Genomic DNA, 16,555 nt, shown 5'->3' on the forward strand with positions numbered 1-16,555 from the left:
CTTGCATGTTATCGGCCGAGGCGGCAAAGCGCTCCGGCAGTCGCCTAGGGCGGCGCGCGCCCGACTCCTGTAGTCCGCAAACCCGCCGTTTCGAGAGCAGCGATTTATGAGCTTGGAAGATTCGCCAGGCCGTCCGGCCGATTACCCGACCCTCGAGGACTCGACGCCGATCGTCGAGCCCGCCCCCAGGGTCGAAGCCGTGGACCGTCAGCCGCGTGCGCGGCGTCGGCTGCGCACCCCGCTGCTGCTGGTCGCACCGATCATCGCGGTGATCGCGATCCTCTATTTCTACCTTGCCGGCGGTCGCTACGAAGCGACCGACAATGGCTATATCCAGTCCGGACTCGTCTCGGTCAGCGCCAATGTCAGTGGTCCGGTCGTCGCGATCGCGGTTCACAACAATCAGCGCGTCAAGGCGGGCGACGTCCTGTTCCGGATCGACCCCGCCCCGTATCAGGCGGCGGTCGATGAAGCGGAGGCCGAGCTTGCCAGCGCACGCACGCAGGTCGCTTCGGTCCGCGCGAGCTATCGCGAGGGCGAGGCATCGCTTCAGGCCGGCCGCGACAAGCTTGCGTATGCCGTGCGCGAAGCCGCGCGCCAGAAAGCCCTGCTCGCCGAAGGCATTTCGTCGCAGGCGCAATATGACCAGGCAGTGCTCGCTGCGCAGACCGCGCGCCAGCAGATCCAGACCTCGGTCCAGCAGAATGTCGGCGTCGCCGCAACCTTGACCGGCAGCGTCAGCGCGCCGACCGAGCGCCAGCCGTCGGTGCAGCGCGCGCAGGCCGCGCTCGAACGCGCGCAACTCAACCTCGGCTACACCGTCGTCCGCGCGGCGCAGGAGGGGATCGTCACCAAGGTCGATCAGCTCCAGCTCGGCAGCTACGTCTCGGCGGCCAAGCCGGTCTTCACGCTCGCGGGCACGCGGCTGTGGGTCGAGGGCAATTTCAAGGAAAACCAGCTCGACCATATGCGCGTCGGCCAGCGCGCGACCTTCAAGATCGATGCCTTTCCCGATCTCAAGCTGACCGGACGCGTCGCGAGCTTCAGCCCGGGCACCGGCAACAGCTTCGCCTTGCTCCCGCCTGAGAATGCGACGGGTAACTGGGTCAAGGTCGTCCAGCGTCTGCCGATCGAGTTCAGCGTCGACCAACTGCCACGCGACATTCCGCTCCATGCCGGGCTGAGCGTCGAGGTCACCGTCGATACCGGGTATCAGCGCCATCTGTTCGGCCCGGCGACGACGACGGCACCGGCGGCGCAATGAGCGACGGCTACCCGGCACCGGCCGCCCGAAATTTCATCACCGCGTCGGTGATGGCGGCGACGGTGATGAATTCGCTCGACAGCACGATCGCCAACGTCGCGCTGCCGCATATCCAGGGCAGCGTCTCGGCGTCGAGCGAGGAGATAACCTGGGTCCTCACCTCCTATATCGTTGCCGCTGCCATCATGACCCCGCTCACCGGCTGGCTCGCCGGGCGCTTCGGGCGCAAGACACTGATGCTGTGGTCGATCGTCGGCTTCACCGTCGTCTCGGGGCTGTGTGGCCTCGCCAACAGCCTCGGCGAACTGGTCGGCTTCCGGTTGCTGCAGGGCGTGTTCGGCGCCGCCCTGGTGCCGATGAGCCAGGCGATCCTGCTCGACATCAATCCGCCCGAGCGCCACGGGCCCGCCATGGCGGTGTGGGGGATGGGCGCGATCCTTGGCCCGATCATCGGGCCTGCTCTGGGCGGCTGGCTGACCGACAATCTCACGTGGCGCTGGGTGTTCTACATCAATCTGCCGATCGGGATCCTCGCGTTCGTCGGCCTTTCCGGCTTCCTGACCGAGACGAAGGACGCGGCGCGGCCGCGGCTCGACGTATTCGGCTTCGCGATGCTCGCGCTGGCGATCGGCGCATTCCAGCTGATGCTCGATCGCGGCCAGACCAAGGATTGGTTCAGTTCGCTCGAGATCTGCATCGAGGCCGGGCTGGCGGCATTCTTCGGTTACCTCTTCGTCGTCCACACGCTGACCGCAAAGAAACCGTTCATCGATGTCGGCATGTTCAAGGACCGCAACTTCCTGACGGGCTCGATCTTCGGCTTCTTTCTCGGCACCGTGCTGTTCGGCGTGCTCGCCTTGCTGCCGACGATGCTCGAAACGCTGTTGGGCTATCCCGTCGTCCTCACCGGGCTCGTCACCGCGCCGCGCGGGGTCGGCACGCTGATCTCGATGATCATCGTCGGGCGGATCATCAAGCGCGTCGACGCGCGCCTGTTGATTTTCCTCGGCTTCGGGCTCGCCGCGGTGTCGCTCTACATCATGGCGGGCTTTTCGCTGCAGATGAGCGAACGGCTGGTGATCGTCTCGGGCTTCGTCCAGGGGCTCGGCACCGGGCTCGTCTTCGTGCCCTTGACGACGATCGCGTTCGCGACGCTCGACGTGAAATATCGCAACGAGGGCGCCGCGATGTTCACGCTGACGCGGAACATCGGCTCGGCGGTCGGCATCTCGGTGCTTCAAGCGCTGACGATCCGCAACGCGGCAGCCGTGCATGCACGCCTGACCGAGGGGGTCCGCCCCGACAGCGCAGCGTTACCGCAAGGCTTCGACTTCGACCTCCCATCCGCCGTCGCCGCAATGAACGCGCAGATCACCCGACAGGCGTCGATGGTGTCCTATATCGACGCTTTCTGGCTGCTGTTCGTGCTGACGCTCGCGGTGATCCCGCTGCTGCTGCTGATGCGCGGCCCGCGCAAGGGCGCGGCCGACGGCCCAACGATCCATATGGACTGATGCCAATGCGCTTCCTCCCGCTCCTCCTCGCCGCGACCGCGCTCGCCGGGTGCACCGTCGGCCCCGATTTCGTGCGCCCGCAAGCGCCCTCGGCGACCGGCTATTCGCCGCCGAGCGAGCAGCGCGCGCCCGCCCGCGGCGCACCGTCGGTGACGCTCGGCGCGGGCCCGGCGCAGCGCTGGTGGACCGCGTTCGGCTCGCCCGAGATGGACGCGCTGGTCGATCGCGCGCTCGCTAACAATCACAGTCTGGCGGCAAGCAATGCGACGCTCGCCGCGGCGCGCGACGAACTGCGCGCGGTCGCCGGCAAAGCGTTGCCGCAGATCGATGCGAATGCCCGCCTCGATCAGGAACAGGTCAACCTCGCCGGCTTCGGCTTTTCAGGCAACAATCCGCTCGCGCCCGGGGGCAATCCCGAGTTCCATCTCTATTCGGTCGGCGGCGGGATCAGCTATGACCTCGACCTTTTCGGCGGGCTGCGCCGCCAGGTCGAGCAGAGCGCCGCGCAAGTCGAATCGCAGCAACGCCAGACCGAGGCCGCGCATCTCTCGATCGCGGGACAGGTGGTCAACCAGGTGCTGACCGTCGCCGCGATCCGCGCGCAAATCGCGACCGCCAACGCCTTGCTCGCCGACGACCTCCGCAACGTCGACCTGACGCAGAAGCGCCGTAAGGGCGGCGAAGGGACGCTGGTCGAGGTGCTCAACGCGCAGAGCCAATATACCGCCGACCGCGGTGACATCCCGCAGCTCGAACAACAGCTCGCCGAGGCGCGGCATCTGCTCGCGACGCTGGTCGGCATCGCGCCGTCGGAGCTCGGCGCGACCGAATTCGATATCGCCCGATTGACGCTGCCCGCAACGATCCCGGTCGCACTGCCATCCGAACTCGTCCATCGCCGCCCCGACATCCTGCAGGCCGAGGCCGATCTCCATGCGGCTTCCGCCGGCATCGGCGTCGCAACCGCACGGCTCTATCCCGACATCACGCTCGGTGCGACGCTGACGCAAGGCGCGCCGGGGATCGGCGATCTCGTCAAGAATGCGTTTCGCGGCTACGATATCTTCGCGGGCGTCACCGCGCCGATCTTCCACGGTGGCACGCTCAAGGCGCAGCGCGCCGCGGCGGTCAATCGCGCCAAGGCAAGCGAGGCGACCTATCAGCAGACGGTGCTGACCGCGTTCAATCAGGTCGCCGATCTGCTCTCCGCGATCCAGAGCGATGCGCGCTCGGTCGTCAACCAGCGCGAGTCGGTTTCGGTCGCCGAGCGGTCGCGGCATCTGTCGCAGCGGAGCTACCAGGTTGGAAATTCGGGCATTCTACAGGTGCTCGAGACCGAGCGCCTGTATCAGCGCGCGAGCAACGCCCTCGTTCTCGCGCAGGCACGCCAGTGTCTGAATGTCGCGCGCCTGTATGTCGCCACGGCCGGAGGATGGAGCGGCTCTGCCGCGGAGTCTCCGCGGGCTTCTTAGTCTCCGCCGGCGCGGGTCTGTGCATTGAAAACGGCCAGCACCGGCCTCGGTCGTTCCAGCGTCTCGGGACCAGGCTCGCGGCCTGGTCCCTGCCCGAGTTCAATCGCAAACGTCCTGATATTGCTGCACTTCGGGGTCCCAGACCGAGCCGCACGCCGCGCCTTCGTCGACATAGCTATCATCATAGCCATAGCCGCCGTATCCGTAGCCGCCGAACGCATAGCCGAGCGGAACGCCATAATAGCCGCCATAGCCGTAGCCATAACCCGGGTAGTACCCGCCGTAACCGCGACCTCCGCGATAGCCGCCGCCATGCGCATATTGCCCACCGCGATAGCCGCCGCGGAAGCCACCATCGCGTCCGCCGCCATTGTGGAAGCCACCCCCCGCAATCGGACGTCCGCCGAACGATCCACCGCCACGATAGCCGCCGCCATGGCCGCCGAACGCGCCACCACCGCCAAAGCTTCCGCCGCGGCCACCGCCGCCCCCGATATGCGCGCCACCGCCGCCGCCATGCGACCCGCCGCCACCATGACCGCCGCCGCCGCCGCGCTGGGCAATGGCGGGGGATGCCGCCAGCAGCGCAACGCCGGCGATCGAGCTAAACACTGTGTTGAGAATCTTCATCGACTTGTCCTCGGGCTGTGCCCCTTGACTCCCATATAGGGAGCCGGAGGGCCTGTTGTGAGGGGCATAGCCAATTGCGCGGCCTGGGCCGCGCCGTCGCTCAGGCCGGATCGTCGAGCGAAAACAGATCGCCATCGTCGTCGAATGCGAACAGTTCGGCATAGCGCCCCCATTCGGTGACGGTGCGGAGCGTCGTGGCAGCGAAATCGGGCGACATATGGTCTTCGAGCTCGTCGCGGAACCGCCGCGCCGGCGCCTGATGGCTGGGGCGCTCGTCGAGCACGACGCGGATGTGGCGGGCAAGCCGGACATGCGCTTCGAGCGTGCGGCGGAAATTGGCCTTGCGCTGATCGACATCCTGCTGCGCGAAGGCGGCGCCCTGCTTGGTCAGCACGGCGTCGCCATCATCGATATCGACGAATTGCAGCATCTGCAATGTCTCCACGATCGGGAAGAGGTCGTCGATCTCGAGCTGGAGCATATCGGCGAGAGTCGCGAGCGGCGCGCGGCCCTCGAACGGCGCTGCCTCGATCTCTTCGATCAGGCCGGCGAGGCTGTTGATCGAGACATCGGGCAACGGCCGGTCGAGACCATGCTCGGGCGGTGCGCCCGGAAGTGCTACGGGCACGACCGCACGCTGTGTCATACGCGCATAGATCTGCTCGACGAGGTCGCGGAACGCCGGATCGAGCCGGTCGCGCGGCTGCGGCAGATCGACGGTGAACTCGGCCGCGATCCGCCCGGGGTTCGACGAAAGGACGAGGATTCGGTCGCACATCAGCACCGCCTCCTCGATATTGTGCGTGACGATCAGCACCGAGGCAATGCCGAGCTTCCCCTCGCCCCACAGATCGAGCAGGTCGGTGCGCAGCGTCTCGGCGGTGAGCACGTCGAGCGCCGAGAAGGGCTCGTCCATCAGCAGCAGCGACGGCTCGACAACGAGCGCGCGCGCGAGCCCGACGCGCTGCCGCATTCCGCCCGACAATTCCTTCGGGAAGGCGTTCTCGAAGCCGTCGAGGCCGATCAGGTCGATCGCCGCCAGTGCGCGCGTGCGCCGCTCCTCGGCCGGGACGCGCTGTGCCTCGAGCCCCAATTCGACATTCTGCAGCACCGTCAGCCACGGGAACAAAGCGAACGACTGGAACACCATCGACACCGAGCGCGGCGCGCCTTCGGCATCGGGAACGAAGCGCAACTCGCCGCGCGTCGGGCGGACGAGGCCCGCGATCGAGCGCAACAGCGTCGACTTTCCCGACCCCGAGCGGCCGAGCAGCCCGACGATCTCGCCCTCGCGTACTTCCAGTGCGACGTCCTCGAGGATCGGCGGGCCGCCCTGCTCGCCGCCATAGCTGTGGCTGACATGCTCGAGCGTGACGACGGGGCGGGCAGTGTGCGGGATCATGGCAAGGTCCTCAGGACAGACGCAGACGGCGTTCGGACAGGCGATAGAGCGGGCGGAACAGCAAGCGGTTGATCGCGATGACGAACACCGACATCACCATGATGCCGAGCAGCACGCGCGCGCCGTCGCCGGCGGTGGTGGCATCGGCGATATAGCTGCCGAGCCCCTGCGCGCGCAGCCGCGTGCTGCCCCACGAGACAGCTTCGGCGACGATGCTCGCATTCCACGATCCGCCCGAGGCGGTGAGCGCACCGGTGACGTAATAGGGGAAGATCCCCGGCAGGATCAGCCGCCGCCACCATTGCCAGCCGCGCACCCCGAACATCTGCGCGGCCTCGCGCATATCGCTCGGAATTGCGCTCGCGCCGGCGATGACGTTGAACAGGATGTACCATTGCGTACCGAGCACCATCAGCGGCGACAACCAAACGTCGGGATCGGCATGGAAATGGACGATCGCGACGACCGCGATCGGGAAGAGCACATTGGCCGGGAACGCCGCGAGGAATTGCGCGACCGGCTGGATGCGCGAGGTCCAGCGCGGCCGCAGCCCGACCCACACGCCGATCGGCACCCACACGAAGCTCGCTAGGATGATCAATACGATCACCCGCAGTAAAGTAATCAGACCGAAGCGCAGCGCCGCCCATGCGTCGCCGAGCGTCAGCGTCTGGTGGAGGAAGTCGATTGCATAGCCCGTAGCGCCAAGCGCGGTCAGCGCGACCACCGCCGCCCACAGCCGCATCCCGCGTGCCGCCGGCGCGGCGGCCTTGGCGGCGCCCCCTGCCGCTGCTGCGCGATCGGGCGGCGGGCGGGTTCGAGCAGATAGACCAACCGCCCGAACCCGCGCAGCGGTGCGGTGACCGCCGGGAGCAATCGCGCGCGGCGGAACAGGTCGAACAGCCACGAACGCGGCGGGGCGACGCTCGCGGTCTGCTCGACGCGGAAGCGGTCGGCCCAGGCGATCACCGGCCGGAAGACGAGCTGGTCGTAGAGCAGGATGACGACCGCCATCGCGCCGACCGCGAGCGCGACCGCGGCGAGGTTGCGCTGCTCGATCGCGATCGCTAGCCACGAGCCGATCCCCGGCAGCATGATCTGGGTATGGCCGACGCTGATCGCCTCCGACGCGACGACGAAGAACCAGCCGCCCGACATCGACATCATCGCGTTCCACACCAGGCCTGGCGCGGCGAACGGCAGCTCGAGCCGGATCAGCTTGCGCAGCGGCGAAAGGCCGAACCCGCGCGCGACTTCGTCGAGATCGGCCGGGACCTGGCGCAGCGACTGGTACAGGCTGAACGCCATGTTCCACGCCTGGCTGGTGAAAATCGCGAAAATCGCGGCGCATTCGACGCCGACGCGGCTGCCCGGGAAGAGCCCCATGAACGCCGTGACGGTAAAGGTCATGAAGCCGAGCACCGGCACCGATTGGAGAATGTCGAGCGCGGGAATGATCACGAGCTCGGCGCGGCGGCTCTTGGCGGCGGCGGTCGCCGCGATCAGCGTGAAGACGAACGACGCCGCGAGCGCCGCGAACAAGCGCAACGTCGTGAGCAGGGCATAGCGCGGCAATTGCCACCAATCGAGCACGACCGGCTCGAGCCGAAGCTGCGCGAGCGGCTGGGTCGCGTCGCTGACCCCCGCGGCGACCGCCACCCCGGCCGCAACGAGGATGGCGAACAACGCCGCGTCGGGCCAGTCGAGCCGCAATTGCAGCCGGCGCGGCGAGAAGCCGAGAAAACCGGGCGTTTGCATGTCAGAACGCTCCATGCAGCCGCAGCGCGGCGATATTGGCCGGACCGCGGTCGCGATTGTAACCGGGGTTCACGATGTGCTGCGCGTCGAGCGTGGCATCGACGCCGCGCAGCACATGCACGTCGTAATAGAGCTCGGCGATCTGCTCGCAGCCCGCGTCGGGCAATCGCCCGTCGCCGACGAGCACGCCGATCCCGCCCGCCGCGAGATAGCGGCGATGCGCGGCCGAGATGCCGTTGACGACGAGCGCCATCCCGATCCGGTCTGACGGGCGTCCCCAGCCCTTGCCGGCCAACACCGCACCGACCTGCGCGGTGCGATCGATATCGGTGAAATCGTATGGCTCGATCGCGCCGTCCGACCAGCCGAGGCGACCGAACACGCCGAGCGTCGCCGTCACTTCCTGCTCGACATTGGCATAGCCGCCGATCCGCGTACTCCGGCGGCGGACCAGCGCAGTATCAACTGGGTCGCCGCTTGCCACACCAAGCGCCAGCGCCTGATCGAACCGTCCGAACTGCCCGCGGTTGCGGAACAGCCCGAGCCGGACCGCGCCCGCGCGCGCGCCGATCGTGTGACGATGCTCGATCTCGGCATCGAGCTGATACTGGCCGAAGCCGCGCTCGAGCGTTTCGCCATTGGGTATGCGCGACAGGTTGAACGCGCCGAAGCGTGCGGTCCACGCGCCGCGATAGGCCTCGAGCGCGGCGCCGGTCGAATAGCCCCAGGCGTCGGCGGCATAATCGAAGCTGCCAGCATCGACCACCGACCAGTTGAGGAAATCCGCGCGCGGATCGTGCGCATAGCGGTTCGTATCGAACACATCGCCCACACCGATCTTGCCGACGCTCAGCACCAGCCGATCAATCGGCCGCGACCCACCGAGCTGGTTCGACGTCGCCACCACCGCCTCGCGCGCGCTGCCGAGCCCGATCGTCTGGCGGAAGAACAGGCGCTGCAGGCGGACATAGGGATTGGTCTTGCCTACCTTATACGCCTCGGCGCTGGGAAAGCCCGCCGCGCCGAGCGTATTCGACAGCCCGAAGCCCTGGTCGATCTCGGGATTGGCCCAGAGCTCGGCGCCCTCCCATGGACGTACGCCGATATAGGCGGTGACGTCGGCGGTCTCCTTCACCTGCCGCGGCGCGAGGCTGTTGGGTCCCGAATAGGGTGCGGCGAAGCCCCCTACCCCCTGGACGACGAAGGTCGCCTGGCCGTGCAGCGCGAAGGTCTGGGCTTCGGGCGTCTGCGTGTCGCCCGGCTGGGTGTCGCGGGTCTGCGCGGTCGCGGAGCTGGCGAACAGCAGCGCGAGCCCGCCGATTGCCCACGCTGGCCGAAACGCGGCGCGGCGCGCGGACCGCGTCTCAGCGAAACGCACGAGCGAACGGGATGCGCGCGGGAGCGCGAAGCGTGATCATGGGCGAAATCCTTCGGTCTCGTGGTTCGAGCCCGCCGGATATCGCCTCAGGGCAGCGTCGCGCCGCCTGCGCCGACCCGGTCGGGCCCAGGATACCGGTCATCGACGCAGCAAAAGCCGAGGCTTCTACTGTCGCCGTCTCCGGACAAGGGGCTAGATCGGGGCATCGGGTTCCTGTGTTCGAAAAAGCAGTCGAAGCCTGGCAGCCGCGACTCGCGCGACTGCGTCCGCCTTCGCGCGCCGACTAGCAGCTTGTAATCCGCGCGCACAGGTCTTGATTTTGCAGGTGCGGTGAGACGGGTACGGCGCCGCCGCTTAGTGTCGCGACAGGCTCCCGCGGACGGATCACGCCAGGATCGCGGGCCCCAGAATGTCCTCCATCGCGCGCGCGACGTTTTCGATCGTGTAGGGCTTTTGCACGACCGTCCTGTCGCGGTGGCTCTCGGGCAATTTGGCCTGTTCGCCATAGCCGGTGGCGAACAGGAAGGGGATGCCGAGCTCGAGCAGCCGGTCCGCGATCGCGAAGCTGTTGCGGTCGCCGAGATTTATGTCGAGCATCGCGACCGCCGGCCGGCTGTGCGCGATCGCGTCGAGCGCGCCATCGACGGTCGCCGCGGTGGTGACGTTTTCGGCGCCCAGCCGCGTAACGATGTCCTCGGCGTCGAGCGCGATGATCAGGCTGTCCTCGACCAGCAGCACGTCGTGCCCGTCGAGCATCCGTTCCGGCGCGGCGGCGGGAAGGCCTGCCACGGGCCGCGCGCTGCGGATCGGTGGCGTGGCGCGGATCGCAGCCGGCGCTTCGGTGACGTGCCGCGCAGGGATGCGGAAGCGCGCCTCGACCCCGTCAGGGCGATAGTCGACGTCCGCCGTCCCACCGAGATCGTACGGCACCGAGCGATGGATGATCGTCGTGCCGAACCCCTTACGAGTCGGCAAAGCGACGGTCGGGCCGCCGGTCTCGCGCCAGAAGAACAACAGGTCCTCGGCCGTGTTGCGTTCCCAGCTGATCGCGACGTGCCCGTCGGGCACCGACAGGCTGCCATATTTGGTCGAGTTGGTGACGAGCTCGTGCAGCACCAGCGCCATCGTCGAATAGGCCTGCGGGTTGAGCAGCACCGGCGCGCCCTCCGACACGATCTTGTCATCGTCGGCGACGAAGGCTGCGGCCTCGGCATCGATCAGCGCCTGCATCGGCGCAGGCCCCCAATGGTCGTCGGTGATCTGGTTGTGCGCGCGCGCGAGCGCGTGAATCCGGCCATCGACGACCTTGACGAAATCCTGGACGACGTCCTCGGCCGGTTGCGACTGGCGGATCAGCCCGCGGATCACGCCGAGCACGTTGCGGACGCGGTGATTGAGCTCGGCGATCAGCAGCTCCTGCCGGGCATTGGCGTGTTGCCGCTCGGCCGAGGCTTCGTCCGCCAGCCGCAACACGACTTCGATCAGCGTCGCTCGGAGTGTCTCGGCGACACGGATTTCGGAGGCGGTGAAGGGCTGCGAGCGCCCCTGCACCAACTCCTTCCACTCGGCAAAACTCTCGCGTGGCGACAGGCGGGGGCCGTTCGCCCCATATTCCACGGGCTTGTGCGGATCGCCCGCCCAGCGCACCGAGCGAACGAGCTCGGAACGGAACAACACGACGTAATCGCGCGGCGCGCGCGAGATCGGGATCGCCAGCAGCCCTGCCGACTCGGCGGCGAACTCTTCGGCGCCGGGCAGGATCGACGCGATCCGGTCGGTCGCGAACACCTTGCCCGCGGTCGTGCCGTTGAGCGCGCGAACGATCCGACGGAAGGCATCGGCCGAAGGAGTTACGCCCGAAAAGGCATGGTTGCCGCCGATCCACACGCCGACGCCATCGGCCTTGATCGCGCGCGTCAGGATCTCGCCGAGCCAGTCGGGATCCTTGAGCAGCGTATCGTCGGAGGCGATCGCGCCAAGCAACTGGTCGGCGATATCGCGCGCGCCGCGCTCGAACTCGACGGTCGCCTGGCGTTCGCGGCTCTCGAGCCGCATCGCGAACATCTGCGCGAACAGTTCGCTGACCGAACGCCGCTCGAAGGTTGGGCAGCGGGCCGTGTAATGGTGACAGGCGAACAGCCCCCACAGCTTGCCATCGACCAGGATCGAGATCGACAGCGACGCCTGCACGCCCATGTTCTTGAGATATTCGATATGGATCGGCGAGACCGAGCGGAGCACCGACAGCGACAGATCGAGCGGGCGCCCGCCCGCGTCGCGCGCGGGAACGATCGGCACGGCCTGCTGGTCGACGTCGGCGATAAGGCGCAACAGGTTGCGCTTGTAGAGCAGACGTGCCTGGACCGGGATATCGCTGGCGGGATAGCGCAGCCCGAGAAATTTGCCGATGCCGGGCTTCACCGCCTCGGCGACGACCTCGCCCGAATCGTCGGCGGCGAAGCGATAGACCATCACCCGATCGAAGCCGATCAGCGCGCGGACCTGCCGTGCGCCTTCGCGGTAGAAGCTCTCCATGTCGGCGCATTGATCGAGCCGCGTGATCATCGAGCGGACCAGGCCGCTCGCATCGCCATATTCGCCCGACGCCGGTTCGGCCTCGATCACGACCTGGTCGCCCGAGACGTGGAGTGCGATATCGAACGCCGCGCCGCCAGGGAGCAAGACGATGTCGAACATGCGCTCGACCGCATCGGCGCCGCGCAACATCGCGGCACGATTGCGCAGATCGTGGATCACCGCGGACGGCAAGATTTCTGCCAGCGGCAGCCCGAGCAAATCCTCCGGGCTATGCCCGATGAATTGGGCGACGTTCGCCGATACCCGCGCGACGAGCCAGTCGGCGGTCAACGCCAACAGGAACCCGATCGGCTGGATCGCGCCCAGGATATGAATCGGTTCGCGATCGCAATTCGTCAGATCGACCGTTCCGAAATCGTCAGCCAAAGGTTCCGGTCCTTACCCATCGGTGTCCGCTGATTTCGAACAACGCAAACACGTTACGCGCCGCTTGCACCGCGACGGACCGCTTTAGCGCAGTATCGAGACGCGCGTCGAGCATCTGGAGCAAGTTGCGCCACGCGGCCGAATCGCCGCCCCCGAGAAAACGCGTCGGGAAATCGGACGGAACCGATCGCTTGAGCATCGTCCCGCCGAGGCGCGACCCTTCGAGCACGTAGAGACCGCCGAGCAGCGCCGCCTCGCTTTCGAAACGGATCGCCCCCGCGGGATCAGGTACGGCGAGCCCGAGCGTCGCGAGATCGGCGCGCAGCAGATCGGCGCGCTGGCGTGTTTCCCAGTCGGGCGCGATGTCGGCGATACCCGCATCGGCCAGCGCGCGCTCGACCGGGATATGCGCCGCCGCCTGTGCCCCGAGAAACGCCCCATAGTCCTGCCGGTCATCGAGCCGCACGTGCGAGAACAGGCGATCGACCCGCTCGTGCTGGTCGTGCGTCGCGGCTCGCAATTCCGCGCGCGCGGTGGTTTGGTCGGTCATCGCGGCAGTGTACTGGATATCGCGACAAATGTAACCGAGCTCGCTCCGCACCGGTTGCGCTCGTTTTGGCGTGCGATCGAGGTCACGCGGGCCTGCTCAAATAGCGCGATCCCGCGAGGCAGAAGCGCCAGGGTGTCGCCGCCGCCTTGCTGATCCCGATCCGCGGGCCTTCGACGATAGGCGGTGCGATCTCTGGCGCCTTCAACGCGAAGGGCGGCTGGTCGAGCGCCGCGCCGTTCAAGGTCGCATCGACTCCGAGAGCTTGCGCGAGGCGGCCCGGTCCGCGGCACAACAGCCGCTCGGACACGCCGCCGCGGCGGGCCTGCATGACGTCAAACCCGACCAAGGGTTCGATCGCGCGGATCAGAACCGCGCTGCCTGTCCGGTCGGCCGAGCAGACCATGTTAAGGCACCAATGCAGCCCGTAGCTGCGATACACATAGGCGCGCCCGACCGGTCCGAACATCGCCGCGTTGCGCGGCGTGACCCCGCCAAAGCTGTGCGACGCGGGATCGCCGGCATCATAGGCCTCGGTTTCGACGATCCGGCCGCCGACGCCATGGACGAGCAATTCGACGCCAATCAAGCCGCGCGCCACGCTCGCCGCGTCGTGCCGGAAGAAATCCTCGCTCAGAAACACTCGAAATGCTCCGCATTCGCCGGTTCGGTAACGAGTTGGTCGGGCAGGAAATGCGCTATCGGAAGGCAAGTTTGGAGTGGCATGGCTGGGCATGGCTTGTATGGGAGCCGCAGCGCGGATCAACCCCCAAGCGCGTTACGGAGAGGCTGCTGAATCGCCCGTCGCGACTATCGGCGACTGATCAAGGAGCCTTGCCATGCCTGCCCCCTCCCTGGCACCCGCGCGTGCAGCGAAATCACCGCACGTCGGTCTCGTCCACGCGGCGCTCGCCGTCGGAGGCTTCGCGATCGGCACGACCGAATTCGCGACGATGAGCTTGCTCCCCTATTTCGCGCGCGACCTTCATATCAGCGAGCCGACCGCCGGGCATGTCATCAGCGCCTACGCGCTCGGCGTCGTCGTCGGCGCACCGATGATCGCGATCCTGTCCGCGAAGCTCCCACGGCGCACGCTGCTGATCGGCTTGATGACGGTCTTCGCGATTGCCAACGCGCTCTCGGCGTTGGCGCCATCCTATCGCATGCTGCTCTTCGTCCGCTTCCTCAGCGGCCTGCCGCATGGCGCCTATTTCGGCGTGGCCTCGCTCGTCGCGGCGTCGCTCGTGCCGCCCGAACGCCGCACGCAAGCGGTCGGCCGGGTTATGCTTGGTCTGACGGTCGCGACGATCATCGGCGTGCCGGTGGCGACCTGGCTCGGCCAGGCGTTCGGCTGGCGCTTCGGGTTCGCGATCGTCGCCGGTCTCGCGCTGATCACGGCGGGACTTGCCATCGCGATCGTGCCGCACGATCGCCCGCAGGCCGGAGCAAGCCCGTTGCGCGAACTCGGTGCGCTGCGCCGCGGGCAAGTATGGCTGACGCTGGCGATCGGCGCGATCGGCTTTGGCGGGCTGTTCGCGGTCTACACCTATCTCACCGTGACGCTGAGCGCGGTGACGCGGGTCCCGCCCGCGCTGATCCCGATCGTCCTGGCAGTGTTCGGAGTCGGAATGACGGTCGGCAATCTCGTCGTCCCGCGCTTCGCCGACAAGCGCTTGATGCCGACCGGCGGCGTGTTGCTGCTGTTCATGGCGGTGTCGCTCGCGCTCTATACGCTTGCCGCGCACAGTTTCCTCGCGGTGACGCTCGACGTTTTCGCGATCGGGCTCGGCGGGGCGCTCGGCACGACCCTCCAGACGCGGCTGATGGACGTTGCGGGCGACGCGCAAACGCTGGCGGCGGCGCTCAACCATTCGGCCTTCAACGTCGCCAATGCGCTCGGGCCATGGCTCGGCGGAATGGCGATCGCGGGCGGGTTCGGCTGGACCTCGACCGGCTGGGTCGGCTGCGGGCTGGCGCTCGGCGGCTTCGCGGTGTGGTGCGTCGCGGTTGTCCTCGAGGCGCGCACGCGCCGAACCGGCTGACGCGGCGGATCAATCCGCCGCGATCGGTCCCTGCGGCGGCGATGCCTTGCGCGTCGCCCAGACGATCGCGGTCAGGCCGACGCACAACCAGGCCGAGATGCGGAACAGATCGGTCGAGGCGAGCAGGTACGCCTGCCCGACCATCTGCCGCGTAATTGCGCCCGCCGCCTGTGTATCGCTCAGGCCAAGCCGCGCGAGGCCGCCGACGGCCGCCTGATAGGCGCCCCCCTGCCCGACCGCTTCGGACAATCGGCTCTGGTGGAGCGCCTCGCGACGGTCCCACATCGTTGTGATGATCGAGGCGGCGAAACTGCCCGCGGTGATCCGCGCGAAGTTCGATACGCCCGTCGCCGACGGCAGCTTCTCGGGCGGGATGCGATCGAGTGAAATCGTCAGCATCGACAGGAAGAAGGTCGCCATCGCGACGCCCTGGACGAGTAGCGGCAGCATCAGATCGTAAAAGCTGGCGTTCGTCGTGTAGCCCGAGCGCAAATAATAGGAATAGCCGAACGCCGCGAACGACACCGTCGCCAGCACGCGCGCATCGACCTTGCCCGCGATCCGCGCGACGAACGGGGTGAGGATCACCGCGACCGCGCCCGAGGGCGCCGCGACCAGCCCCGCCCAGGTCGCGGTATAGCCCATCTGCGTCTGCAGCCACAGCGGGAGCAGCAGCGTGTTGGCGAAGAACACCGCATAGCCGAGGCAGAAGGCAAGCGTCCCGATCGCGAAGTTGCGGTTCTTGAACTGGGTGAGGTTGACCGCCGGATTGGCGTCGGTCAGCTCCCAGATCAGCCACACGACGAAGCCGATCGCCGCGACGATCGTGGCGATGACGATCCGGTCCGACGAGAACCAATCGTCGTTCTTGCCGAGATCGAGCACAATCTGCAATGCGCCGACCCACATCACCAGCAGGATCAGCCCGACCCCGTCGATCGGCAGTTTGCGCGTCGGCGTGTCGCGCTTGCCGAGCATCCGCCAGCAGATCAGCCCGGTGAACAGCCCGAACGGCACATTGATCAGGAAGATCCAGCTCCAGTGGTAATTGTCCGAGATATAGCCGCCGAGGATCGGCCCCATGATCGGCGCGACGAGCGTCGTCATCGACCAGATCGCGAGCGCGGTACCGCGCTTGTGCGCCGGGAAGATCGCGATCAGCAGCGCCTGGCTGCCCGGGATCATCGGCCCCGAGACCGCGCCCTGCAGCACGCGGAACCCGATCAGCGACGGCAGGCTCCACGCGATCCCGCACAGGAACGAAGCGATCGTGAACAGCATCACCGACATGCAGAAGGTCTTGACCACGCCGAAGCGGCCCATCAGCCAGCCGGTCAGCGGGACCGCGACGCCGTTGGCGACCGCGAAGGCGGTGACCACCCAGGTCGAATTGTCGCTCGACACGCCGAGATTGCCCGCGATCGTCGGCAGCGAGACGTTGGCGATCGTCGTGTCGAGCACCTGCATGAAGGTGCCCATCGCCAGCGCGAACGCGGTCAGCGCGAGCGGAAGGCCGGTGAGCGGCGCGGGCCCGGCGGCGGCTGGGGCCGACATCAGGCCAGCGCGATCATGGAGGCCAAGGCC

Annotated in this window: 13 protein-coding genes; 4 read left to right on the forward strand and 9 right to left on the reverse strand. The window is 67.5% G+C overall.

Translation table 11 applies throughout. The features are described from left to right. The first annotated feature begins 106 nt into the window (after positions 1-106). From RH90_RS14815 to RH90_RS14825, 3 genes are read left to right on the forward strand one after another with little or no spacing between them, the layout of a single operon-like run. Positions 107-1,264 (forward strand): HlyD family secretion protein, encoded by a 1,158-nt coding sequence (locus RH90_RS14815; RefSeq protein ID WP_010186594.1) that lies wholly within the window; start codon positions 107-109, stop codon positions 1,262-1,264. Continuing rightward, complete coding sequence (locus RH90_RS14820; protein WP_010186597.1) at positions 1,261-2,778, forward strand: DHA2 family efflux MFS transporter permease subunit; 1,518 nt, start codon at positions 1,261-1,263, stop codon at positions 2,776-2,778. Before RH90_RS14815 ends, RH90_RS14820 begins: the two co-directional genes overlap by 4 nt. 5 nt (positions 2,779-2,783) lie before the next feature. Continuing rightward, positions 2,784-4,250: an efflux transporter outer membrane subunit gene (locus tag RH90_RS14825; protein WP_010186599.1), complete on the forward strand. Its 1,467-nt coding sequence runs from the start codon at positions 2,784-2,786 to the stop codon at positions 4,248-4,250. Positions 4,251-4,349: 99 nt separating this feature from the next. On the opposite strand, the gene RH90_RS23530 is transcribed toward RH90_RS14825, so the two are convergent. The 8 genes from RH90_RS23530 to RH90_RS14865 form a co-directional block, all read right to left on the reverse strand. Beyond that, the gene (locus RH90_RS23530) at positions 4,350-4,880 is read right to left on the reverse strand and encodes a hypothetical protein (RefSeq protein ID WP_010186602.1); all 531 of its coding nucleotides are present in this window, start codon (positions 4,878-4,880) and stop codon (positions 4,350-4,352) included. Between the two features lie 100 nt (positions 4,881-4,980). Continuing rightward, positions 4,981-6,282 (reverse strand): ABC transporter ATP-binding protein, encoded by a 1,302-nt coding sequence (locus RH90_RS14835; protein WP_010186603.1) that lies wholly within the window; start codon positions 6,280-6,282, stop codon positions 4,981-4,983. Positions 6,283-6,292: 10 nt separating this feature from the next. Then, entirely contained in the window at positions 6,293-7,027 is a 735-nt protein-coding gene (locus RH90_RS24310) for an ABC transporter permease subunit (RefSeq protein ID WP_037492824.1), read from the reverse strand. Further along, positions 6,997-8,040: an ABC transporter permease subunit gene (locus RH90_RS24315; protein ID WP_081476952.1), complete on the reverse strand. Its 1,044-nt coding sequence runs from the start codon at positions 8,038-8,040 to the stop codon at positions 6,997-6,999. The genes RH90_RS24310 and RH90_RS24315 overlap by 31 nt, the downstream gene beginning before the upstream one ends. Before the next feature lies 1 nt (position 8,041). Next, the gene (locus tag RH90_RS14850; RefSeq protein WP_010186605.1) at positions 8,042-9,418 is read right to left on the reverse strand and encodes a carbohydrate porin; all 1,377 of its coding nucleotides are present in this window, start codon (positions 9,416-9,418) and stop codon (positions 8,042-8,044) included. Positions 9,419-9,802: 384 nt separating this feature from the next. Beyond that, complete coding sequence (locus RH90_RS14855) at positions 9,803-12,382, reverse strand: HWE histidine kinase domain-containing protein (protein WP_010186607.1); 2,580 nt, start codon at positions 12,380-12,382, stop codon at positions 9,803-9,805. Next, on the reverse strand, positions 12,375-12,932 hold the full coding sequence (locus RH90_RS14860; RefSeq protein ID WP_029625346.1) for a biliverdin-producing heme oxygenase: 558 nt from the start codon (positions 12,930-12,932) through the stop codon (positions 12,375-12,377). The genes RH90_RS14855 and RH90_RS14860 overlap by 8 nt, the downstream gene beginning before the upstream one ends. Positions 12,933-13,014: 82 nt before the next feature. Then, positions 13,015-13,572, reverse strand: a complete 558-nt coding sequence (locus RH90_RS14865; RefSeq protein ID WP_010186610.1) for a DNA-3-methyladenine glycosylase — start codon at positions 13,570-13,572, stop codon at positions 13,015-13,017. A gap of 196 nt (positions 13,573-13,768) precedes the next feature. On the opposite strand from RH90_RS14865, the gene RH90_RS14870 reads away from it, so the two are divergent. Continuing rightward, positions 13,769-14,971 (forward strand): MFS transporter, encoded by a 1,203-nt coding sequence (locus RH90_RS14870; RefSeq protein WP_010186612.1) that lies wholly within the window; start codon positions 13,769-13,771, stop codon positions 14,969-14,971. 9 nt (positions 14,972-14,980) lie between these two features. On the opposite strand, the gene RH90_RS14875 is transcribed toward RH90_RS14870, so the two are convergent. Next, positions 14,981-16,525 (reverse strand): DHA2 family efflux MFS transporter permease subunit, encoded by a 1,545-nt coding sequence (locus RH90_RS14875; RefSeq protein ID WP_010186614.1) that lies wholly within the window; start codon positions 16,523-16,525, stop codon positions 14,981-14,983. Positions 16,526-16,555 lie beyond the last annotated feature (30 nt).

This window comes from Sphingomonas sp. PAMC 26605, from assembly GCF_000241485.1.
GTDB lineage: Bacteria > Pseudomonadota > Alphaproteobacteria > Sphingomonadales > Sphingomonadaceae > Sphingomonas.